Source organism: Paenibacillus roseus (assembly GCF_016424485.1).
Lineage (GTDB): Bacteria > Bacillota > Bacilli > Paenibacillales > Paenibacillaceae > Paenibacillus_D > Paenibacillus_D roseus.
The window spans coordinates 63,582-85,090 of record NZ_JAELUP010000061.1; the positions used below are offsets into that span (position 1 = coordinate 63,582).

General features: G+C 49.0%; 18 protein-coding genes. All 18 read left to right on the forward strand.

The genetic code is table 11. The features are described from left to right. Window positions 1–11: 11 nt before the first annotated feature. On the forward strand, window positions 12–491 hold the full coding sequence (locus tag JFN88_RS11625; protein WP_233167727.1) for a hypothetical protein: 480 nt from the start codon (window positions 12–14) through the stop codon (window positions 489–491). Window positions 492–596: 105 nt separating this feature from the next. Further along, the gene (locus JFN88_RS11630; RefSeq protein ID WP_199019465.1) at window positions 597–869 is read left to right on the forward strand and encodes an alpha/beta-type small acid-soluble spore protein; all 273 of its coding nucleotides are present in this window, start codon (window positions 597–599) and stop codon (window positions 867–869) included. A gap of 132 nt (window positions 870–1,001) precedes the next feature. Then, the gene (gene metK / locus JFN88_RS11635) at window positions 1,002–2,204 is read left to right on the forward strand and encodes a methionine adenosyltransferase (RefSeq protein WP_199019466.1); all 1,203 of its coding nucleotides are present in this window, start codon (window positions 1,002–1,004) and stop codon (window positions 2,202–2,204) included. A gap of 123 nt (window positions 2,205–2,327) precedes the next feature. Next, window positions 2,328–6,686 carry an Ig-like domain-containing protein gene (locus JFN88_RS11640; RefSeq protein ID WP_199019467.1) on the forward strand — a complete coding sequence of 1,453 codons (4,359 nt, stop codon included), beginning with the start codon at window positions 2,328–2,330 and terminating at the stop codon, window positions 6,684–6,686. 203 nt (window positions 6,687–6,889) lie between these two features. Next, the gene (locus JFN88_RS11645; protein ID WP_233167729.1) at window positions 6,890–9,637 is read left to right on the forward strand and encodes a stalk domain-containing protein; all 2,748 of its coding nucleotides are present in this window, start codon (window positions 6,890–6,892) and stop codon (window positions 9,635–9,637) included. Window positions 9,638–9,705: 68 nt separating this feature from the next. Further along, complete coding sequence (locus JFN88_RS11650) at window positions 9,706–10,869, forward strand: sensor histidine kinase (RefSeq protein ID WP_199019468.1); 1,164 nt, start codon at window positions 9,706–9,708, stop codon at window positions 10,867–10,869. A 4-nt stretch (window positions 10,870–10,873) separates the two neighbouring features. After that, on the forward strand, window positions 10,874–11,599 hold the full coding sequence (locus tag JFN88_RS11655) for a response regulator (RefSeq protein ID WP_199019469.1): 726 nt from the start codon (window positions 10,874–10,876) through the stop codon (window positions 11,597–11,599). Window positions 11,600–12,195: 596 nt separating this feature from the next. Then, entirely contained in the window at window positions 12,196–12,684 is a 489-nt protein-coding gene (locus JFN88_RS11660; protein WP_199019470.1) for a hypothetical protein, read from the forward strand. Window positions 12,685–12,845: 161 nt separating this feature from the next. Then, window positions 12,846–15,035 (forward strand): ATP-dependent helicase ComFA, encoded by a 2,190-nt coding sequence (locus tag JFN88_RS11665; protein WP_233167731.1) that lies wholly within the window; start codon window positions 12,846–12,848, stop codon window positions 15,033–15,035. Continuing rightward, window positions 15,032–15,931, forward strand: a complete 900-nt coding sequence (locus JFN88_RS11670; protein WP_199019471.1) for a hypothetical protein — start codon at window positions 15,032–15,034, stop codon at window positions 15,929–15,931. The genes JFN88_RS11665 and JFN88_RS11670 overlap by 4 nt, the downstream gene beginning before the upstream one ends. A 219-nt stretch (window positions 15,932–16,150) precedes the next feature. Then, complete coding sequence (locus JFN88_RS11675; RefSeq protein WP_199019472.1) at window positions 16,151–16,555, forward strand: flagellar protein; 405 nt, start codon at window positions 16,151–16,153, stop codon at window positions 16,553–16,555. A gap of 132 nt (window positions 16,556–16,687) precedes the next feature. Next, entirely contained in the window at window positions 16,688–16,966 is a 279-nt protein-coding gene (flgM, locus tag JFN88_RS11680; protein ID WP_199019473.1) for a flagellar biosynthesis anti-sigma factor FlgM, read from the forward strand. A gap of 15 nt (window positions 16,967–16,981) precedes the next feature. After that, window positions 16,982–17,485, forward strand: coding sequence for a flagellar protein FlgN (locus JFN88_RS11685; RefSeq protein WP_199019474.1), 504 nt, complete (start codon window positions 16,982–16,984; stop codon window positions 17,483–17,485). A gap of 15 nt (window positions 17,486–17,500) precedes the next feature. Next, window positions 17,501–19,051 carry a flagellar hook-associated protein FlgK gene (gene flgK / locus JFN88_RS11690; protein ID WP_199019475.1) on the forward strand — a complete coding sequence of 517 codons (1,551 nt, stop codon included), beginning with the start codon at window positions 17,501–17,503 and terminating at the stop codon, window positions 19,049–19,051. Between the two features lie 21 nt (window positions 19,052–19,072). Continuing rightward, a complete protein-coding gene (flgL, locus tag JFN88_RS11695; protein WP_199019476.1) occupies window positions 19,073–20,011 on the forward strand; it encodes a flagellar hook-associated protein FlgL in 939 nt (312 codons plus the stop codon). 14 nt (window positions 20,012–20,025) lie between these two features. Next, a complete protein-coding gene (locus tag JFN88_RS11700; protein ID WP_199019477.1) occupies window positions 20,026–20,583 on the forward strand; it encodes a DUF6470 family protein in 558 nt (185 codons plus the stop codon). A gap of 206 nt (window positions 20,584–20,789) precedes the next feature. Further along, on the forward strand, window positions 20,790–21,242 hold the full coding sequence (gene fliW / locus JFN88_RS11705; RefSeq protein WP_199019478.1) for a flagellar assembly protein FliW: 453 nt from the start codon (window positions 20,790–20,792) through the stop codon (window positions 21,240–21,242). Window positions 21,243–21,244: 2 nt separating this feature from the next. Continuing rightward, window positions 21,245–21,499: a carbon storage regulator CsrA gene (gene csrA, locus JFN88_RS11710; RefSeq protein WP_199019479.1), complete on the forward strand. Its 255-nt coding sequence runs from the start codon at window positions 21,245–21,247 to the stop codon at window positions 21,497–21,499. Window positions 21,500–21,509: the final 10 nt, after the last annotated feature.

A 21,509-nucleotide genomic window follows, 5' to 3' on the forward strand; every position in this document is an offset into this window, starting at 1 on the left:
GGGGACCTATTTTGAGCAGGATTAGACTGTTTGCAGTTATTTCTATACTACTTATAGGTGTTGTTATTGGGACTGTCTGGAACAGTGAGGCAATTGGAAGCCAGGTTGCCCCTGGTACAGCAGAGGATCCTGTCGTAACAAAGAGCTATGTTGACCAACTATTTAAGCAAAACGGCGGCGGCAGCTCAAGTGCAGGACCGGATTCGGTTAATACAGCAATGCAGGTAGTAACCGTTCCAGCAGGTAAAACTTTAGTTGCAACGCAAGAAGGAACGGAGTTTATTGTTCGCTCCGGTAAGGCTTTAGCTTTTAGTGAGGATAAAGATGGCATCTCAAATCTTACTTTGGGTGCGGATTTAACTAACGGGAAAGCTGTAGCCAACAATCACTTGATTTTGTCGCCGCGGGCTGGCCGGGGTATTGTCCCGGATGACAAAGTGAAAAATAATAAATTGATTGTCTTAGTTAAGGGCGGTTACGAACTTAAGTAAAATAAAAAGCATTGTATATTTTTGCCCTGAATGTAAACAACTTATACGCTTTGAGAAGACATCTCCTCCATATAATAAGGCTACAAACCAGTGGAGGTGCTTAATATGGCTACTCGCAGCAATAAAAAAGTAGTACCGGAAAGTCGTCAGGCATTGGACCAATTGAAATATGAGATTGCTGCAGAATTAGGCTTGTTTGTCCAATCTGTATCACAAGCGGATACCGAGTTTGCAGGAGAAATTGGTGATCTTCCTTTAGCTAATCGAGGATATGTCCCGTGGAGCCAGTTAGCTACACGGGATGCAGGCTCTGTTGGCGGGGAAATTACAAGACGGCTTATTGCCCAAGCAGAGCAGGTACTGGGTAGCATCCATTGACAAGAAGTGGCATATCCGGTATCATACTATCCTAGAGAGTTGTCTAACAACCTTTTCCTTCGTGGAAAAGGTTCATTTTTTGTGTAGGTGAAATGAACTTATAGCATACTATGGATGTGGGAGGTTGAACGGATGTCAACTAAAGGTCGCCACTTGTTTACTTCAGAGTCAGTAACCGAGGGTCATCCCGATAAAATATGTGACCAAATTTCTGATGCAGTATTGGATGCTTTCCTGGAAGTCGATCCGTATGCTCGTGTAGCTTGTGAAGTATCTGTAGCTACCGGATTGGTATTAGTTATTGGAGAAATCAGCAGCCGAGCAGATTATGTAGATATTCCGGCTATTGTTCGCCGCACAATTAAAGATATCGGATACACCCGTGCTAAATTCGGCTTTGATGCGAGCACTTGTGCAGTATTGACGTCGCTTAATGAGCAGTCCGCTGATATTGCACAAGGTGTTAATGCTGCAATTGAAACCCGTGATGGCAAGGACATACGTCTCGAGAATGAAGATATCGGTGCAGGGGATCAAGGCTTGATGTTTGGGTTCGCTACGAATGAGACCCCTGAGTTGATGCCGTTGCCAATCGCACTGTCACATCGAATTGCGCGCAGATTGTCAGAGGTTAGAAAAAACGGAACATTGGAATACCTCCGTCCAGATGGGAAAACTCAAGTGACGATTGAATATATGGATGGTAAGCCGGTTCGTGTTGATGCTATTGTCGTTTCGACACAGCATGCTGAGGAAGTCACACTAGAGCAAATCCAAAGCGATATTCAAGAACATGTTATTAGGACGGTAGTGCCGTCTGAATGGCTTGATGATGCTACGAAATATTATATTAATCCTACAGGCCGTTTTGTAATAGGTGGTCCTCAAGGCGATGCTGGTCTTACAGGCCGTAAAATCATCGTGGATACTTATGGGGGTTATGCTCGCCACGGAGGCGGCGCTTTCTCAGGTAAAGATCCGACAAAAGTTGACCGTTCAGCCGCGTATGCTGCTCGCTATGTAGCGAAAAACCTCGTTGCTGCCGGACTTGCTGACAAATGTGAAATTCAGCTTGCGTACGCAATCGGTGTAGCGACACCGGTATCTATTAATGTGGATACTTATGGTACAGGTAAAGTAGCAGAAGAGAAATTAGTAGAAGTAATACGCAACAACTTTGATCTGCGCCCTGCGGGCATTATTAAAATGCTTGATTTGCGTCGTCCAATTTATGGGCAGACTGCGGCTTATGGCCATTTTGGTCGTACAGACGTAGACCTGCCATGGGAACGCGTAGACAAAGCTGATCAACTCAGAGCAGATGCTTTGAGCTGATAGATTACTAACTTAGACCGTCATACTTACAAGTATGACGGTCTATTTTATTTAAGCTCTAAACTTCATCAATTAAATAGCCGAAAATATATATACTATCGTCTTTTGGGGAGTGAGTCAGCTTTGATTCGGAATTTGAAACGGATTTCAGTTTTGCTTGTCACCGTATTAATGGTTGAGTTAGTGTTAAATATGTTGTCTCCAGTCCCTCCTAGTGTTAAAGCCGCGCCATCAGGCCCGGTATTGCTTGGTACGTACCCTGTTGACGACGCAGTGAATGTCCCGATGAACTCAAATCTTTCCATGACCTTTGATGAGAATGTATCCAGGGGGACAGGTTCGGCTTCTATTTCCGTTCGTAGAGTTTCAGATAACCGAATTGTAAGGTCAATTTCGGCCGCTTCTGGAAACGAGATTTCGATCAACGGCAATGTAGTAACTATTAGCCTTCCGTCAGGTACGTTGGAAGCGGGAGGAGATTATTATGTCCTGGTTGATGCAGGAGCCTTTCAAAATAGCAACGGCGCCAATTTTGCCGGTATAGCAAACGCAACGGCCTGGAATTTCTCCGTTGTTTCGGCGGATTCCAGCGCGCCATTAATTACTTCGATGAATCCGGCTTCCGGATCAGTTGCACCGATCGATACTCCACTTGAGTTGGTCTTTAACAAAACAGTGTTTGCATCTGCAGGATATATTACCTTGCAAAATGAGAACACTGGTGATGTTCAATCCATTTCTGTCACCTCAAGCAATGTGCAGGGGAGCGGTTCGTCTAATCGGACAGTTCGGGTCACATTGCCGTCTCAACTGGCAGCAGGCAACAAGTATAATGTCACTATCGACAATAATGCTTTTGTAGATTTATATGGCAAAGGAACAGCGGCGGTTAGCGGCTGGTCCTTTACCACATCTGCGCCGCCTATGGCAATGCCGTCCTTTAGCCCTGCTCACAAGGAGATCGGGGTGGCGGTCAATGCTCCACTGACTATGAGCTTCAATACGCCAATGGCAAAAGGCAGCGGGAGTATAGAAATTCGCCGAATTTCTGATAATCGTGTATTTCAGACAATCAGTGTAAGCAGCACGAATGTACAAGTATCCGCATCACTTGTCACGATTTCACATTCTAATTTTGATGCAAATACAGGCTATTATGTCGTTATAGATAGTGGCGCCTTCCGCTCTGCTGATGGCTCTACTAATTTCCAGGGGATCTCAGATGCGTCCACATGGAGCTTTACAACGGTTGATACCCAAAACCCGACTGTGAAGACGTTTAGCCCAAGTCGCGGCTCAACAGCCACCGCACTCGATACCAAACTCGAAATCACATTTGATAAAGAAGTTTATCCAAGAACAGGCAACGTGGTCATCCGAAATGCCTCCAATGATACTGTTTTTGCATCCATTCCTGTCACTTCTGATCTGGTTACAGGTGGCGGTACAAGCAAAATTATCATTAATCCGGGAAAACAATTTGTAGATAATAGTTCGTATTACGTACAGATCGGCAACCAGGCTTTTGCAGATGGCTCGGGAAATAATTATACCGGCATCAATGACAAAACAACCTGGAGCTTTAAAGTAAACAAAGATACATCGGCGCCCTATATCGTGACGTATTCGCCGGTTAATAATGCTACGAATGTTTCGACCAGCCCAACGATGTTTATCACTTTTAACAAGCCGATTCAACGTGGAGACGGTGTAATTATCATTAGACGTTCCGGCACAAGTTCTTCTTTTTCGACTACGGCCACTGTTGATACAACGGATAACAAAAAACTGAATATCAAACCTTCATCATCCTTAATTAACGGAGTTTCGTATTATGTAGAAATTCCTTCTGGCGCCGTGACGGATCTGGCCGGAAACAAGTTCGCGGGGATTCAAAATGAATTTCAATGGACCTTCAAAACAGGGGTGGATACGACAACGCCACAGCTTTCCAAGGCTGAGATGTCCGGCTCTACCAAAATTGTTCTCACTTATTCTAAAACGCTTAATGCGGCGTATGTGCCCTCCATTTCAAATTTCTATGTGACCGTCAATGATGTGTCCAGGGACATATCGGGTATTTCTATTAACGATAACCAGGTTACGCTGTCGATCTCCAATGGGGTCATATACGGGCAAACAGTGAAATTTTCTTATTCAAAGGGAACTATACCACTTCAAGATCTAGCGGGGAATCAAGTGAGTAATGTAACCAACTATACGGTTACGAACTCTTCAGAAACAACACTGCCAAAGCCAACAAGTGGAACGGTATACAACAATACAGTTGTTGTTAATTTTTCTGAAGGACTGAGCGCAATGACTTCAGTCCAGGAAGCCTATAACCAATTTTCTGTTTTCGTAGGCGGGAGCCAGCGTTCGATTAAAAACGTTGTGGCGGGTGGGATGGCAGCAACGATTACGCTGGATTCTATTGTTTCGGAAAATGCTTCGGTTTACGTGAATTATACGCCAAATTCGTATGCACTTCGTGACTACTATGGAAATGCTGTACAGGCTTTCAGTAACTTTTATGTCAGAAACCCGTTTGACCGACAACCGCCTGAGCTGCAGACTGTAACGGTGAACAGCAACAAACTGACGCTCACTTATAATAAAGGCCTGAGCACAAGCTCTGTTCCGACCGCCAGCCAGTTTGCTGTGCTGGTTAATCAGCAGGCAAGGGGCATTACCAATGTAGAAGTGAATAATACGCAGGTGATATTGACACTCTCGTCCTCTGTATCCACGAACCAGACGGTACTGGTGAGCTATGTCATCGGCTATCCGCCAATTACGGATCTGTCAGGCAATCAGGCTCCCTCCTTCACCAATCAGGCAGCCACGCATTCGGAAGGCGCAGGGCTGCTGACAGGCGCTTATGCCCAGGGTCAAAGCATCACTTTGACCTTCTCGCAGGCGTTGAACAGCAGCTATGTGCCGGCGGTCTCCCAATTCAACGTGAGAGTGCAGGGCGTCTACACTGCGGTAAGCAGTGTAACGGTATCCGGGTCAAATGTAGTGCTGCAACTGCCCAAGGCGATTAATACCGGTGATACGGTTCTTGTCAGCTATACAGGGTCTTCAGGGACATTGCGTACAGCAACAGGCACAACAGTAGGAAGCTTCACGGACTATAAAGTATCGAACGGCTCGTCAGGCGGAAATTCGAATGAGGGGTCTGTCAATCTCCCGGCAGGAATGGAAAGGGCCGCCGCGGGCGGTATTAACATGAAGGATTCGCTGGCTACAACGAGTCTGGATATGACACCGGCCAACCGGGCTGCCAGCCGTTACACGATTCAGACGGATAAGCTTCAGGCCGCCTACGATGCGATTTTGAGCGGCAGTGGCATTGCGCCGAGAGTCCAGTTTACAGTGCCGACCTCGGAGCAGGCTGCAATTGTAGCTGTATCATTGGGGCAGTTGGAAAGTGTACAAAAGCAGATATCCAATGCCTCCTTCGCCGTCAGCTATCGGGAAATGATGTACGAAATTCCGCTGAGCAGCCTGGACTTTAAAGCGCTGGCCGGACAGGCGGGAGCAAGTGCAGCCAATTCACAGCTGGTTATTCGTATCGATGCGACAGCGACGATTTCATCATCCAGTTCACTGATGTCAGCCATTAACCGCTCACCGGGCCAATTGATGACAAGCGCGGCATATTTCCAGCTTTCTGTGCTTGGCAATGGTACAGAAACAACGGTCGATACATTATCCGACTATGCGACCTATACGATTGCTGCGAAGATTCAATTCGATGCGAACAAAACGTCTACCGTATGGCTTGACCCTGAGACAGGGAAGCTGTCCTATGTGCCGACTCAGGTCAAAACTTCGAATGGAGCTTCCTCCGTATCCTTTAAGCGCCGGGCTGGCGGAGGCTCTTATGCGGTCATCAGCGGATCCGCGAGCTTTACGGATACAGGCAAGCATTGGGCGGGCAGAGACATTAACGCAATGACAGCGAAGTACATTACAGAGGGGCGTACAGCAACGAAATATGAGCCGGAGAAGCCGGTTACCCGTGCGGAATTCGCCATGTTCATTGCCAGAGGGCTTGGATTGTCCGGAGATAAAGCGGCGGGGGCGAAGTTCAAGGATGTAAATGCTTCTTCACCTATGGCTCCTTACATCGGGGCAGCTTCCAAAGCGGATATTGTCAAAGGCAATCCGGATGGAACCTTTAAGCCGAACGATCTGATCACAAGACAAGAAATGGCGGTCATGATCATCAGGGCAGCGGCTGTGGCCGGCGTAAAGATCGACTTGTCGGGAAGTACCGCATCCTACTTCACTGCTTATAAAGACCGCTCAAGTATTGCAAGCTGGGCGCGGGATTCCTTGGCCAAAACAGTTGAGGCAGGGATTATTGCCGGTCTGAAGAAGGATACGATGGGACCGAAAGCGAACGCGACTCGTGCGCAGGCGGCAATCATTATTAAACGTATGCTCGTCTATATTAATTTTCTGGATGCCTAGTTATTAAACTGTGATTCAGTAAGGCTGCCTGATGGCAGCCTTTTTCTAATCCGTTTATAAACTTCATAGTATATGGGAAACAAGTAAGCAGATAAAGGGCTCAATTCTAAAAAAGTATTAAAGTCTTCTCATTTTGCGTAACTTTTTCCCGCGTTTAGAAGTCTATAACTAATAGATTTCTAGATGGGAGAGTTGCAAGGGAAATGCGGAAACCGTTAAAAAGAAGTGAAAGACGCAAAGGGATGGAACGGAACGTCCCGGCCCCAAAGACATTGGCAGCGATGAAAAAGCAAATTTTAATTGTGACGTTGAGCGGAGCTTTGCTTGTGCAGCCATTCGTTCCGCTTTCTTTGCCATCGGAGGGACAGGTTGCTTCGGCAGCCGCCGCTCAATCCCCTGCTGTTAAACTGCTGGATGAGGTAATGGTAACTTCCGGAGCCAAGCAGCAAAAATACTTATGGACTTCCACGCGCAGCAGCACAGCGGTGCAAGCGAACGTCTATGTGCTAGAGGTTGATTTGAGCAACCCCTATGTCAAACTGGATGTAATGAGCGGGAAGAACAGCACGGTTGCCAGCAAAAACACCGTGACAAACATGGTTGCTGAAACGAAAGCCGTTGCAGGCATTAATGCGGACTTCTTTATTATGACAGCCGAGGGTGTAGGGATGGGACCGCAAATCTCGAATGGGAATATGGTGACGACCCCTTCTGTTATTAATGGCATGTATTCTTTCTCGCTGGACAAAAATCGCACGCCAGAAATAGATAATTATGCTTTCGATGGCAAGGTGACATCGGAGTCAGGCGCGACCTTCGCGCTTTCCGGTATCAACAAGACGAACTACACGATGGATACAGCAAACGGGAGCCAACGCAGCCATGTCAACGCTCTCTATATGTACACCAGCGCCTGGGCGACTACAGAGCGGCCACAGAACAGTGCAACGCTCCCGACCGAGGTGCTCGTCCGCAATGGTGTCGTTACCCAGATTCAGGAGAACGGCTCATTGCCCGGCACGGTTCCCGAAGACGGTTACATACTCAGGGCGCATGGTGAGGCAGCGAAGTTCGTCCGGGAAAACCTGGCAATCGGGCAGCGTGTAACAGCGGATTATAGTCTTGTCTCCCTGACTTCAGGTGCAAAAAAGGACCCGGCGGCCTTCCAAATGATGGTGGGCGGACATACGCTATTGGTGGACAACGGCAAGGAGGCTGTATTTACCCGGGATATCTCAGGCGTGAGCGGCAACAGTGCGGTAGCTCGTACGGCTATCGGCTATTCCAGGGATAACAAGAAGCTGTATTTGATCACGGTGGAGAAGCAGGGAAGCAGCTCAGGAATGACACTGAAGGAACTGCAAAGCGCTATGGTATCTCTTGGCATATGGAAGGGGCTGAATCTGGACGGGGGAGGCTCCACAACGATGGTGACCCGGCCTCTGGGCGATTTTGCAGCGGGCTTGACCCATGCGACCTCCAACGGCGTAGGGACTTCCCAGCGTGCTGTAGCGAACGGGCTCGGCATTTACTCGATTGCTCCTCAAGGAGAAGCAAAAGGTATCCGTGCGAGCGGCCCCTCAGCTGTATTCGTCAAGGGTCCGGCTGAATTCTCGCTCAAGGGCTATGATACGTACTACAACCCGATTAGATTCGAAGGCGCTAACGCGACTTGGAGCGCGAAATCACTTGGTGCGTTCTCCGGCAATATTTTCACTGCCAGCAAGCCGGGCAAGACCACATTGACTGTCAAATCGGGCAGCGCGTCTGCGAATATGGATGTAGAGGTGGTGGCTGGCGGCCAGATTGATCAAATGACTGTATCTCCAAGCAGCGGCTCGATTGCGGCAGGAGCCACAATCAATTTGCCTATTAAGGTAAAATTAAACGATGGCCGTGAACTGACAGTTCCAGCGGAGTCCGTGACTTGGGAGCTGAAGGGCATGAAGGGCCGGGTGAAAGATGGCAAGCTGACCGTAGACTCTGTGGATCAGGGAGCAGCTAACGCCTACGCGATCGCAAGCTATGACGGTTATGCGGCAATGGCTGCCTTCTCGGCTTCGAACTCTGCAACGTCCAAAGTATGGGAGGATTTCGAAAAAGTCAGCTACCCGATTACGTTCAAAGGCAATCCTTTCGGTACCGTCGGCTCGGCTGTCATAGTAAAAGGAATTGCTGGCAGGGAAAACAGCTCTGCACTGCAAATTGCGTATGACTTCACGACAGGCGCAGGAGGCCGTTGGGCTTATGCGGTGTTAGGCAGCAACGGAAGGTCCGTTGAAGGTAAACCGGTTAGCCTGACAGCATCTGTATATGGAGATGGAAGCAAAAACTGGCTGCGTGCCGAAGTGAGTGATGCAGCTGGCAAAGTACACTATCTGGATTTGGCCAGACCGCTGGATTGGACGGGATGGAAGGACGTGAAGGTCGACCTCGGCAAGCTTGGCTTAAGCTATCCGATCTCAATCAAGCAAATCTATGTGGCCAACCCGGAATCCGGGCAAGAAGAGCGTGCTCTAACAGGACAGGTCGCAATTGACGATATTAAATTCGAGTATCAGAATGCCGTTACAACGCCTCCTGCCTCTAAAATTGAGCTGACGATCGGCAAGAGAAGCGCCGCGGTAAACGGCAAGGCGACGGCTCTGGATGCTGCTCCAATTGTATTGAACGGAACTACTTATGTGCCGTTGCGTTTCGTATCCGATGCGATTGGCGGTCAAGTGAACTGGGACGGCCGCAGCAAGCGGGTGAATCTGCTCCGGGGAAATAAGATGCTGGATCTGTGGATCGGCCGCAAGGAAGTTGTACTAAACGGTTCAAGAATCAAGACAGAAGTGAGTCCCATAGAACGGAGTGGCAGAACGCTCGTACCGGTGCGCCTGGTGTCCGAGCAGCTGGGGTTGACCGTGACTTGGGACAATAAAGCCCAAAAAGTTACAATCCAATAATAATTCGTATCGCATCTATGGTATGATAGTAGCAGACGAGTTTAATAGGAAAGTGGGCGGATTCGTTAGTGGAACAGAGAGTTAATGACATTGATCGCGTTATCAAGAACGCGATTCAGGTTATGGAGGATAGCAAGTATCAAATTTTTGAAATCTGCGAAGCCGCCCGCAACGAGCTTACTCTCCTGACCAAGGAGATGGAGCAGGTATTCAAGGAGACCGCCGAGACGATTGAGAAAGTCGATCGTCTCGAGCTGGATTACCGGCGTTCAAGAATCCGGCTTACCGAGGTAAGCCGGGATTTTGTTCGATACAAGGAAGAGGATATTAAGATCGCCTATGAGAAAGCAACGCAAATTCAGCTGGAGCTTATGATTTTTCGTGAGAAAGAGAATTATTTGAAGGCAAGGCGGGATGAGTTGCAGCTTCGCGCGAAAAATGTCGAGCTTTCTATCGAGCGAGCCGAGACGATCAGTTCACAGGTGAATGTAGTGCTGGAGTATCTGTCAGGAGACCTGACCCAGATTACCAGAATTTTAGAATCGGCCAAAAATCGTCAGCTGATTGGACTCAAAATTATTTTGGCGCAGGAGGAAGAACGTAAACGTATCGCCCGCGAGATCCATGATGGTCCTGCACAGTCTTTGGCCAACCTGGTTATTCGAACAGAAATTGCGGAAAGAATGCTCCAGAAGCAGGAGTTTCGCCTGGTCCAGGACGAATTAGTAGATTTGAAAGGTCAGGTTCGTTCAGGATTGGAGGAAATTCGCAAGATTATATTCAATTTGCGTCCTATGGCCCTGGATGATTTGGGTCTTGTGCCTACACTGCGAAAATATGTGCAGGATTTTGAGGAAAAAACCAAAATTCGCACGGATTTTGAACTTGTGGGCCGGGAAGTCAGACTGCCTTCCGCGATGGAAGCCGGAATCTACCGTTTGATTCAGGAAGCCTATACCAATGCCTTGAAGCATGCAAATCCTTCGTTTATATCACTTGAAATAACGTATCAGGCCCAAATGGTTAAAATTGTTGTGCAGGATAACGGAAGCGGCTTTCATGTCGGTTTAGCTGAACTAAAGGCAGCCGAGAATTCCAGCTTTGGACTGATTGGCATGCGGGAGAGGGTGGATTTGCTCGAGGGAAGATTGGATATCGAATCAGCCATCCAGGAAGGTACAAAAATTATGATTCATATTCCTATAAACGCAGAGACAAGAAAGGAGCCTTAATATTATGGAGTCAACATCGACAGGGACGCGTAAAATCAAGGTTTTGCTTGCAGATGATCACCAGCTTTTCCGTGAAGGTTTGAAACGCATTTTGAATATGGAAGAGGACCTTCAAGTTATTGGCGAATGCGGCAACGGCATTCAAGTGCTGGAATTTTGCAATCATCAAAAGCCTGAGGTTGTATTAATGGATATCAATATGCCGGTGGAGAATGGAGTTGTCGCCACAGAGAGGCTGCGGGATATTTTCCCGGATGTGAAAGTCATCATTTTGTCGATTCACGACGATGAAAGTTACGTATTTGAAACTCTTCGCAAGGGAGCGAGCGGTTACCTCTTGAAAGATATGGAGGCAGAGGCATTAGTCAATGCCATTCGGTCCGTTGTCAGCGGCCACGCTTATATTCATCCTAAGGTTACAGGCAAACTGATCAACCAACTGCGCAGAATGACGTATCTGGATGAGATTGGTGCAGTATCAGGAGCAGCAGCAACGAAGGAAAGCGGCGTGAAGTTCATTGCAGGCGATAACAATCCGCTGACCCGAAGAGAGGCAGAGGTGCTGCGTCTGATGGCGGAAGGCAAGAGCAATAAGCTGATCGGCGAGTATTTGTATATTAGTGAGAAGACCGTCAAAAACCATGTGAGCAGCATTCTGCAAAAAATGGAGGTCGATGACCGGACACAAGCGGTTATCAACTCGATTAAGAACGGTTGGGTTACACTCTAACTTTCAGCCTGACATACATATAGAAACAGAGTCGATAAAGGGTGCCCCCATGACCAAATCAGGAGCAGTAACCGTTCAGAACAGCGCTTGAAAAGCTCAATTCTTGTACGATTATTACTCCGTTTGGCCAGGGGAGCACTCTTTTTTTGTTGTTTTACTCTGTAAAAAACGTAATACGTTCTTCATAACAATAGGGTATCAGGTATCCATCAGCATCAACCAATCTTTTGTGGAGGTTAATATGTCCGATCTTAATGTACGGGAACTCGTCAAGTTTCTACAAAGGAACGCCTCTGGAAGTCAGCCTCACCTGAGACTGGTGCCTGAGATGGGTGCGAGTCCATTGGTATGTATATGGAACCCCCCGCAACGGATCAAGAAGTGAATACTTTTGAATGACATCCGGCTGGCATTTGCCAACAGACTATAGACAATTTCTGCTGGAGCATAACGGGGGATTCTGTTTAAAGAACCTTATTATGGTGAGGAACGGAATGGTTAAGGCGGCTTATTATATGTCAGGGTCAGGAATATATAAAGGCCGGAACCACCGGGTTGTACAGCGCATATAGTGCTACAAAAAGGAGGTGGCTCCTATGGTCTCCTTGTTCCTGGGCATTGTATTGTGTTATACGCTGGCTGCTGTCATTGTCCTGGCAATCCGTTTCTATCGTGGTCAAAAGCAGTCCAACACCTCCCATTATGTGCTTGTGGGGGCTAATCATGAGCTGCAGATGGAAGGTTACATCCGAGCAATTCGCTGGTCTTCCTTAAAATCCGGGTCGCCGGTCAAAATAACTGTTGTGGATGAAGGTTCAACTGATGAGACAAGGGCAATCGTAGAGAAGCTTGCCCGTGACGATAAGGGAATACTGCTCTACGACGGCGGTGAAGAAACGCCGCGCTTGGAACCTGCCGCCCAGCGAGTTGGCGCCTGGTATAATTCATGGCCGGGGCGTTCCGGTGTCAATGAGCCGCATCATTATTTATGGCTACTGCAGGCGGAGGGAATCGTCTCAGAGGCAGATCATGCCATTGTAGTCGATTTGCGGCAACCGGAGCAGCTTGAGAAATTGCCCCGGTAGTTTGGCAATTGGCTATCTTGTTTCTTCGGCTGATGGTTGTTGCGCCGAAATCTGTAGGGTATACTGGTAATTAGGAACAGTATTGGAGTGAAGCACACTTCTAAAGCGCTATCAGCGCGTTTAGGGTGTGCTTTTTTGTCGTCTGCAAAGGGAGGGAAATTATGAAAGCCTGGATATATGCTGTACAGATTGGTCCGAAGAAATGGCGGGCAGATATAAGTATTTTGCCGAAGGCCACACAGTTGTACTGGCTGGATGGGAGCTTTAGTCAAGGCGTCCGTGAGTGGGATAACCGTGTTGACTTTAGAGTAAAGAAAGGGACGGGGCATTTGGCTGAGTCAGCGTCAGCTGGTGGGCTTCAAACGGATCACAAGTCGCTGTGGTGGGGAGTATGCAGCCAGCCGCTTGGCATTGCCGTGGAGACGGCGGGTCGCTGGAACGGGATGTTCGCGGGACGCAGTCTGGAGAAGCAGCAGGTTAAGGAGCAGCTGGAGCAGATGCTAAAGCATGTATGGAAAGAGTGCCGGGCTAGAGAAACGAGCGTCAGGGCCGCAAGGAAGAGAGCGGACAACGAACAATCTTCCTGCGGGGAATGGGAGTTGCTTGCTGCCTATGATTCCGGTAGCGGATCGGAGTGCGAGCTGCGCCGCGCTCAAGGGCAAGCATGGGCGGCTGCGGCTGATGCTGCCGCCTATGCTTTGCAGGGCCGTGCGCTGCTGCATAGCGAAGCGCACAGCCTGCTCGCAGCCGCAGGCGCTGCCCTGCCGGTGGTGGGCGCGAGCTGGGACGCCCTGCTCCAGCTCGCGGCCCACCGGGGCAGGCTGCGCCTCTCCAGCGCCATCGCCGCAGCAGCGGCTGGGCGCCAGAGAGGCGCCTCTTCGCTGGCGCTGGCATGGCCGCGCCAGCGAAGGTCCGGCCGCTGCCGACGCTGCGGCAGCGGAGCGGCGCATATGCGCCGCACACCATGCGCCGCGTGCGGGCGCATGTGCGCCTACTGCGAGGCGTGCCTCGGCATGGGCCGGGCACGCGAGTGCGGGCTGCTCGTCCTAGGCAGCCCCGCACCCGGGCAAGAGCCGGCCACTGCTTTGCCTGTGGCCACGCCGTCTGCGCCGTCTGCCGCATGGTCGAGTCCCCATGCGGACCGACCCCTAGTGCCGCTGGCAGATCGCTTGCGGCACTGGGGGCTAAGCCCGGCTCAACTTGCCGCTGCGGGCGAGGCGCTTCGCTTTATAGAGGCGGCTGCTGCCGGGCAAACAGCGGGCAACGGCCGGCTGCTTCCGTTCTATCGGCAACTGGCAGCGCGCTTCGGATTCACCCCGTCCGCTCAGGCTCCCTCGGAGCCGGGGCCTCGCGAATTTCTGCTGTGGGCGGTTACCGGCGCCGGCAAGACCGAGATGATCTTCCCGCTTATCGAATCTACGTTGCAGCGCGGCGGACGGGCACTACTGGCTACTCCGCGCCGGGATGTTGTGCTGGAGCTTGATCCCAGAATCCGCAAGGCATTTCCCGGATACTCTGTTGTGACCCTGTACGGGGGTAGCAGCCAGCGTTGGGAGACGGGACACATCACGCTATCGACAACCCACCAGCTATACCGTTTTGAAGCTGCTTTTGAATTAGTGATTATAGATGAACTGGACGCTTTTCCCTACCTCGGGGATGAACAGCTTTATTTCGCTGCCCGCAAGGCAGGCAAGCCGGTCGGAGCCAGGGTGCTGCTCTCGGCAACTCCGCCCGAGGAACTCCAGCGTGCCGCAAGCCGCGGCAGACTCGCCCATGCGAGGGTGCCTGTACGCTATCATCGTCATCCTTTGCCGGTCCCGCTGCTGTTGCGTATTCCTGGCACAGCCGAACTTATTAGCCGTAATCGGGTTCCGGACAAGCTTGTCCAAGCACTGCGCCACTCACTGAGTAGAGAAGCTCAACTTTTTGTTTTTGTAGCTAAAATCCGTCATGTAGAGCCCATGTGTCACCTGCTTCGCCGCTTTTTAAAGGGTGTGGCAATTGCCGGAACTTCTTCCGTCGATCCCGAACGCACGGAAAAAGTGCAGCTATTCCGAAAACGGGAGATACGCTTGCTGGTTACAACGACAATATTGGAGCGCGGAGTTACCGTGCCGCGCAGCGATGTCTTTATATTGGATGCGGGCGCGGGACTCTTTGATGCGGCATCTCTTGTGCAAATGGCCGGACGCGCCGGAAGATCGGGTGACGATCCATTTGGCAAGGTATATTTTTGCAGCCCTGATAAGACCCGTTCACAGACATCAGCCGTAAGACAAATTACGGCCATGAACCGTTTTGCCCGTAAGCGCGGCTATCTTCTGGGCAGGGAGGGAGGCCGACAATGAGTTGGTTATTGCGTGCATTTTTTGAACTGCTGCGTCCTGCTTACAGATCATGCCGGATATGCGGGAAGATGATTACGGAAGCGAGGCTAGAGGGAATGGCCGGGTTTAATCCGTATGCCCGTTATGTGAAGAATATGCTGTGTCTCGACTGCTGCGGCAGCGTCCCCTGGATCGAAACGGGGCAAATTCGTTGCCATGCTTGCGGCAGAAGCGTCCCATGCGAGGACTGCATCAGAGCGCCAGGATCGGAGCTTGTCCGCAATCGCAGCGCCGTCCGCTATGATGAGGGGATGAAGGCCCTATTGGCTCGATTGAAATACAGAGGGGACGAGGCGATTTCGCTTTTGCTTGAAGCGATGCTGTATCCGGCTTTTGAACACATGACCTCAGATATTCACCGACTGTATTTCTCTCATCTGGATCGAAGGAAACATCGTTTTCAATCGTGGTCTGATTCCCTGCAAGGCAGTGTAAACCAGGCATCCGTTGTATGGGATGCAATTACCTATGTCCCGATCAGCATTCAGCGGGCTCAGGAGCGTGGCTTCAACCAGGCCCAACTGCTTGCGGACGGGCTTGCCAAGCGCTACAGTCTGCCTGCTATTGCGTTGTTGGACAGAGTTCGGGACACGCCCAAGCAAAGCATTCAATCCAGAAAAGCGAGATTTCATAATACGGAGGCTTTATTTTCCCCAGTTCCAGAGGCTGTTCGCCTGCTCCAGCTGTTGTCGGCAAATGGAAGTGTTCAACAAGGTCGCCATTCCGCCAACACCATTCGCATTCTGATTATGGATGATATTTACACGACAGGCAGCACCCTTAGAGCCTGTGCGAAGTCCCTATGTGAGACGGGTGTACCTGTGGAAGTCTATTCGCTTACCTGGGCACGAGGCTAACATTTATGTGTCCTAAACCCCAGCTTCAACATGCAGTCTTTAATAACAGTTAGGCTGATTCTTGTCCTTAAATCTCTGTGTGGCTTCGCTGTCTTTCTGTTGTTGTCGAGCACTAATTTTTAGGTTGAGCCTTTTAATAAAACGTTAATGAAAAAAATGGGGTTTTCCGTTAAAATAAAATATAACTTAGTCAGCCGGAACAAAAAGGAGTTGGCATAGATGAACCTGGGAAATTGTCCTCGCTGCGGCAAGCTCTATCAGCTTAATGTGCGGAACCTGTGTCCTGATTGCATCAAAGAAATTGATAAAGAATATGAGACTTGTGCGGATAAGCTTAGGAAAACCCCGGGATTATCGATTTATGAATTATCCGATGAAACAGGGGTCAGTACAAAGCAAATTACGAAATTTATTCGCGAAGGCCGCATTTCCATTGTAAATGCTCCTAATATGTCTTACCCTTGCGAGGTATGCGGGACGCTGATTCGGGAAAACAACATCTGCATGGACTGTCGCCAGCGACTGATCAAGGATGTGAATTCCATTAAAAATCGGAATCAGCACGGGCAGGGTCAAGGGGATAGAGCATACAATACATACAAGAGTGGAGAACGGGACTTCTGAGAGTGCGGCTGTAGCCGTTTTCCAGACAATGGAGTACTGATTCGGATCAAGTGCTATAAACTTTTATAAACACAATGCCGATATTACATCATAGTAATCATCGGCTATTTCTTTTTTGAACGGAGTGAGACTATGAAACTGAATGAAATCGGACGGATTGCAGGCATACAGAAATATGCGGCCGGCGGCAGAGACAAACAATCGGATCATGCATCATCGATTCGTCGTAAAGACGAAGTGTCGATTTCACCGGAGGCGAAGGAGTTATTGGAGTCGCAGCGTACTAATCAGGCGGAACGCGCCAACAAGCTGAATGAACTGAAACAATCGGTATCGACGGGCACCTATCACGTGGAAGCAGGCAAAATCGCGGACAAACTATTGCCTTATTTGAAATTCCCCAAGGAATAGATAGGAGAAGACAACATGGATGAAGCTGTTCAAGTCATTGTCGATACACTGGATGAGCTGAATACCGCGCACCGTCAGCTCATTGCTCTGGGAGTAGAGAAGCGGGATGCGATTCTTGAGAATAACACCGATGCCGTTGCCTCAGCGACGAATAGAGAGACCAAGGTCATCTTGAAGACTGCGGAGCTCGACCGGCAGCGGCTGCTGGCCGTGGGCAAGTATCTCGTGAAGCGAGGCATCGCTCCTACGAACTCTTTTCGCATGACACAGCTCATTCAAATGGTATATAAGGCAGAGGAAAAGCAGTCCTTGCAAGCTGCTTGCGAGCAGTTGTCCGGGACGCTCAAGGAGCTTCAGGATCTTAACGACTTTAATCAGCAAATGATGAAACTGAATCTGGAATATATTGCACATTCACTGGATATCATTGCAGGGCCGAGCGAAGATGAGGCTACCTATCATCGTTCCCTTCAATCTGAAGGTTTTAAGCGGTTTAGCCAGTTTGACGCCAAGGCATAAGAGAGGTGTGGGCAGATGAGATCGACATTTCATGGGCTGGAGGTCTCCAGACGGGGGATTTTTACACAGCAGGCAGCGTTGTATACAACCGGACATAATATTTCGAATGCAAGCACAGAGGGCTTCTCACGCCAGAAGGTAAATATGGTAGCAGCCAGACCGTTGGAAGGCTATGGCTTGATGCGCTCTACAGTACCCGGTCAAATGGGGATGGGGGTAGAGTTCTCCTCCATTACGCGAATTCGCGAGAAGTTCCTGGATGACCAATACCGCAATGAGAATAAAGCGCTTGGCAATTATGTCGTTCAGAAGGATACGCTCGAGAAGCTGGAGAAAATCGTCAGTGAGCCGACAGAAACCGGTTTTAGAACGGTATTAAGCGAATTTTTCAACGCATGGTCGGATCTCAGCAAGACACCGGAGAGCGGGGATAGCCGCAAGATTGTCCGGGAGCAGGCGTTGGCATTGGCAGATTCCCTCAACCATACCGCCAAGCAGTTGAATGATCTCAAGGCAGATATAGATACCAACATGAATATTAAAATGCTCGATGTCAATTCCATACTTGGAACGATCAGCCAGCTGAACGTTGAGATTAACCGTGTGGAGGGGCTTGGCGACAATGCCAATGATTTGCGTGACCAGCGGGATTTGCTTGCTGATCAAATTTCCAAAGTTATCAATATTAATGTAACGGAGCTTGCCAGCGGCTATCAAATTTCGATGGGCGGTGTGAATTTGGTAGAGGGCGATGCCTTGAATCCGCTGACCATGGAGGGGATTGAAGAGGCGTTTGCCAACGGGGATTTGAATGACGGGGAAATGTACGGTCTCATCGTCTCCAGAGACCGTTTTGTTCAAGGCTACATGAATGATTTGGACAAGCTGGCCAATACAATTGCCAATGGCGATTTAGAGATTACACTTCCTAAAGGCTCGAAACTTCCGCCAGGTGTTGTACTGCCGGGGATTCCTGCGGGGACGAGGGAAATTACCGAGGATATCCAAGTGACTGTAAAAGGTCTTAATGGCTTGCATCAGCTCGGTTATACGCAATCAGGCCAGCAAGGGGTTCCATTCTTTACGAATGCGAGCGGGGGGACGGACGGAATATCGGCTCTTTCATTTACAGTTAATCAAGCGATCAAAGATGATGCTTTCCAAATTGCCACTGCGATGAAAGTAACGGTAGACGAAAATGGCGTTGAGAGACCGGTCATCGGCAATAATGGTCTGGCTGTATTATTCTCGCAAGCAAGAGACGCCAAATTTAATTTTGGTACAGATGCTGTTAAAGACGCGAACACACTCAGTTCCTTTTTCAGTTCAGTAGTCGGCCAATTAGGGGTGCAGACGAAGGAAGCAACGCGCCAGACAAGCAACGCCCAGTCTTTGGTGGACCAGGTGGATGGACGCAGACAATCCGTAAGCGGCGTATCGCTGGATGAAGAAATGTCCAATCTGATCAAATTCCAGCATGCCTATAATGCGGCTGCACGTAATATGACGACGATTGACGAGATGCTTGACCGGATTATTAACGGTATGGGCGTCGTCGGACGCTAAAAAGAAGGCAGGGGATAAACTATGGCAATCCGTGTAACCCAATCCATGCTTAACAACCAGCTGCTGCGCAACGTCTCCAGCAACTTGAACAAGATGAATACCTTGCAGAACCAACTGTCCACAGGCAAAAAAATCAATGCGCCTTCCGATGATCCAGTAGGCTTGACGTTTGCGATGCGCTATCGCAATGAATTGTCTTCAAATAGCCAATATATTAGCAATGTGGACTCGGCGCTTTCTTTTATTAATTATACGGACACGGCATTGGGCCAGATCGGAGATGTCGCCCAGCGCGCGCGTGAGCTTATGGTGCAAGGCTCAAATACTCAGCCGGATACGGCTTATAGCGCGATTAGACTGGAGTTGAGTGAACTCTACAATCAGCTTGCAGAAATCGGAAATAGCAAATTTAATGGAAAATATGCCTTTAATGGCGAGCAAACGACTGCACAGCCCTATCCTAAATTGAGTATGGATGACACTTCAACCGAGGCCAAGGCTTACGAAGTTACAACCGACCTGGGGCAAGTGAGACTGGAACTGTCCCCAAGTATGACGCTTGCGGTGAACGTTCCTGGGAGTGAGATATTCGGGGAAGCCGTTACACCTGCTAATGAAACGGATAATGATAATCTGTTTTATGTACTGAAACAGGCATGTGATGCTTTGGATTCAGGTCGTCCCGAGCAAGTTTCCGGACTGCTTGCAAAGCTGGATTCCAGAATCAATACAATTCTTGAGAAACGCTCGGAAATTGGTGCCCGGATGAATCGGGTTGAATTGATCCAGGGACGGTTGGGTGATATTGAGCAAAACCTGACTGAGCTTCAGTCCAAGACAGAGGATGCCGATATGGCATACGTCATTACCAATTTGCAGATGGAAGAGAATGTTTACCAAGCATCCTTGTCTACAGGAGCGCGATTGATTCAGCCAAGTCTTATTGATTTTCTGAGATAAGGGCGGCATGAATCATGACCATACCCCAGATTCAAATTAGACAGCAATATGGGCAAATCGGGATTCATGCTGAACGAGGGCAGCAGGAAATCGAACAGCCAAGACCCGAGATAAGCATGGTCCAGCATCGTGCCCAAATGAATATTTCCCGCAGCGAAGGATATTTGGAAATTAATCAGGAGCGGGCTTGGGACGCGCTGGCGCTTGGAAACAATCTGGAGACGATGAAGAAAATCTATTCCATGGCGCCAGAGATTGCGATGCGCGGTATTGCCCGGCGTGTAGAGGAGGGCAAACAACTCGCTAATCTGCTGTATAAGGGAAATGCCATCGCAGATATCGCTAAAGGATGGCGCCAGCGTTTCCCGGAGTTTGATTTTCGCGGTCCTGCCTCCGGGTTGAATGTTGATTTGTACTATACGCCTTCTGAGCTATCAATTGATACTGAGGTGGGCAGTATAGAATATGATGTGCGGACCAATGCTCCAATTCTTCAATACGAAACAGGGAAATTGGATATTTATATGAAGCAATGGCCCAACATCGAGATAACAGTAGATATGAGTGTTTAATTTATTATAATTATAGGCCCCTTGCATGGAGACGTTATCTTTGTGCATAGAGGTCTATATTTTTAAATCGTGTTTTAGAGCGATCGGAAGCAGCCTCTGCCACGCAGCGTTCTCTCCCCCTGGAGGTCCAGCCACGAAATGACAATGCGATGGTCAGAACATATTAAGTCATTCAACACATACAGTTTGTGAAGGAGGAATAACGAATGAAAACAGAAAGGCTTGAAGAAGTTGAAATCCCTCGGGAGTCTATCCTGCGGTTTGAACTCGGGTTGCCGGGCTTTGAGAATCTTCGGAGCTTCGCTTTGATTCAAATGGCGGAAGATTCTGACATCAGGACCCTGCAGTCATTGGAGGAAAGCCATATTTCCTTTTTAGTCAGTTCACCCTTTATATTTCATCCCCAATACGAATTTGACTTGCCTGAGCCCGTTCAAGAGGAACTGGAATTGAATGGGGAGGAAGATCTGGAGATTTTGGCCATTCTGAACGTACCTGGAGATATTTCCAAAGCAACGATTAATTTGCTGGCTCCTCTGATAGTCAATAAGAACAATGGCAAAGCAAAGCAATATATTCTTCGTTCAAATGAATACAGCCCGCGGCATCCCATTATGAAGCCTGACCAGATTGCCACTAACATTGGAGGAGGCGAATAACCATGCTTGTACTTTCCAGAAAAGCTGATGAATCCATTATGATTGGTGAACAAATAGAGGTTGTTGTCCTGGGGATGGAAGGTGATGTAGTCAAGCTTGGTATTCGTGCCCCAAAACAGGTTGATATCTACCGGAAAGAATTGTACGTCGCCATCCAGGCGTCCAATAGGGAAGCCGTACAAAGACAACCGGCAATCGGGCAACTGACCGGATTGTTAAAAAAACAGCCCGCTGCAGAAAATATTGAAAAAAAATAATCAATTTCAT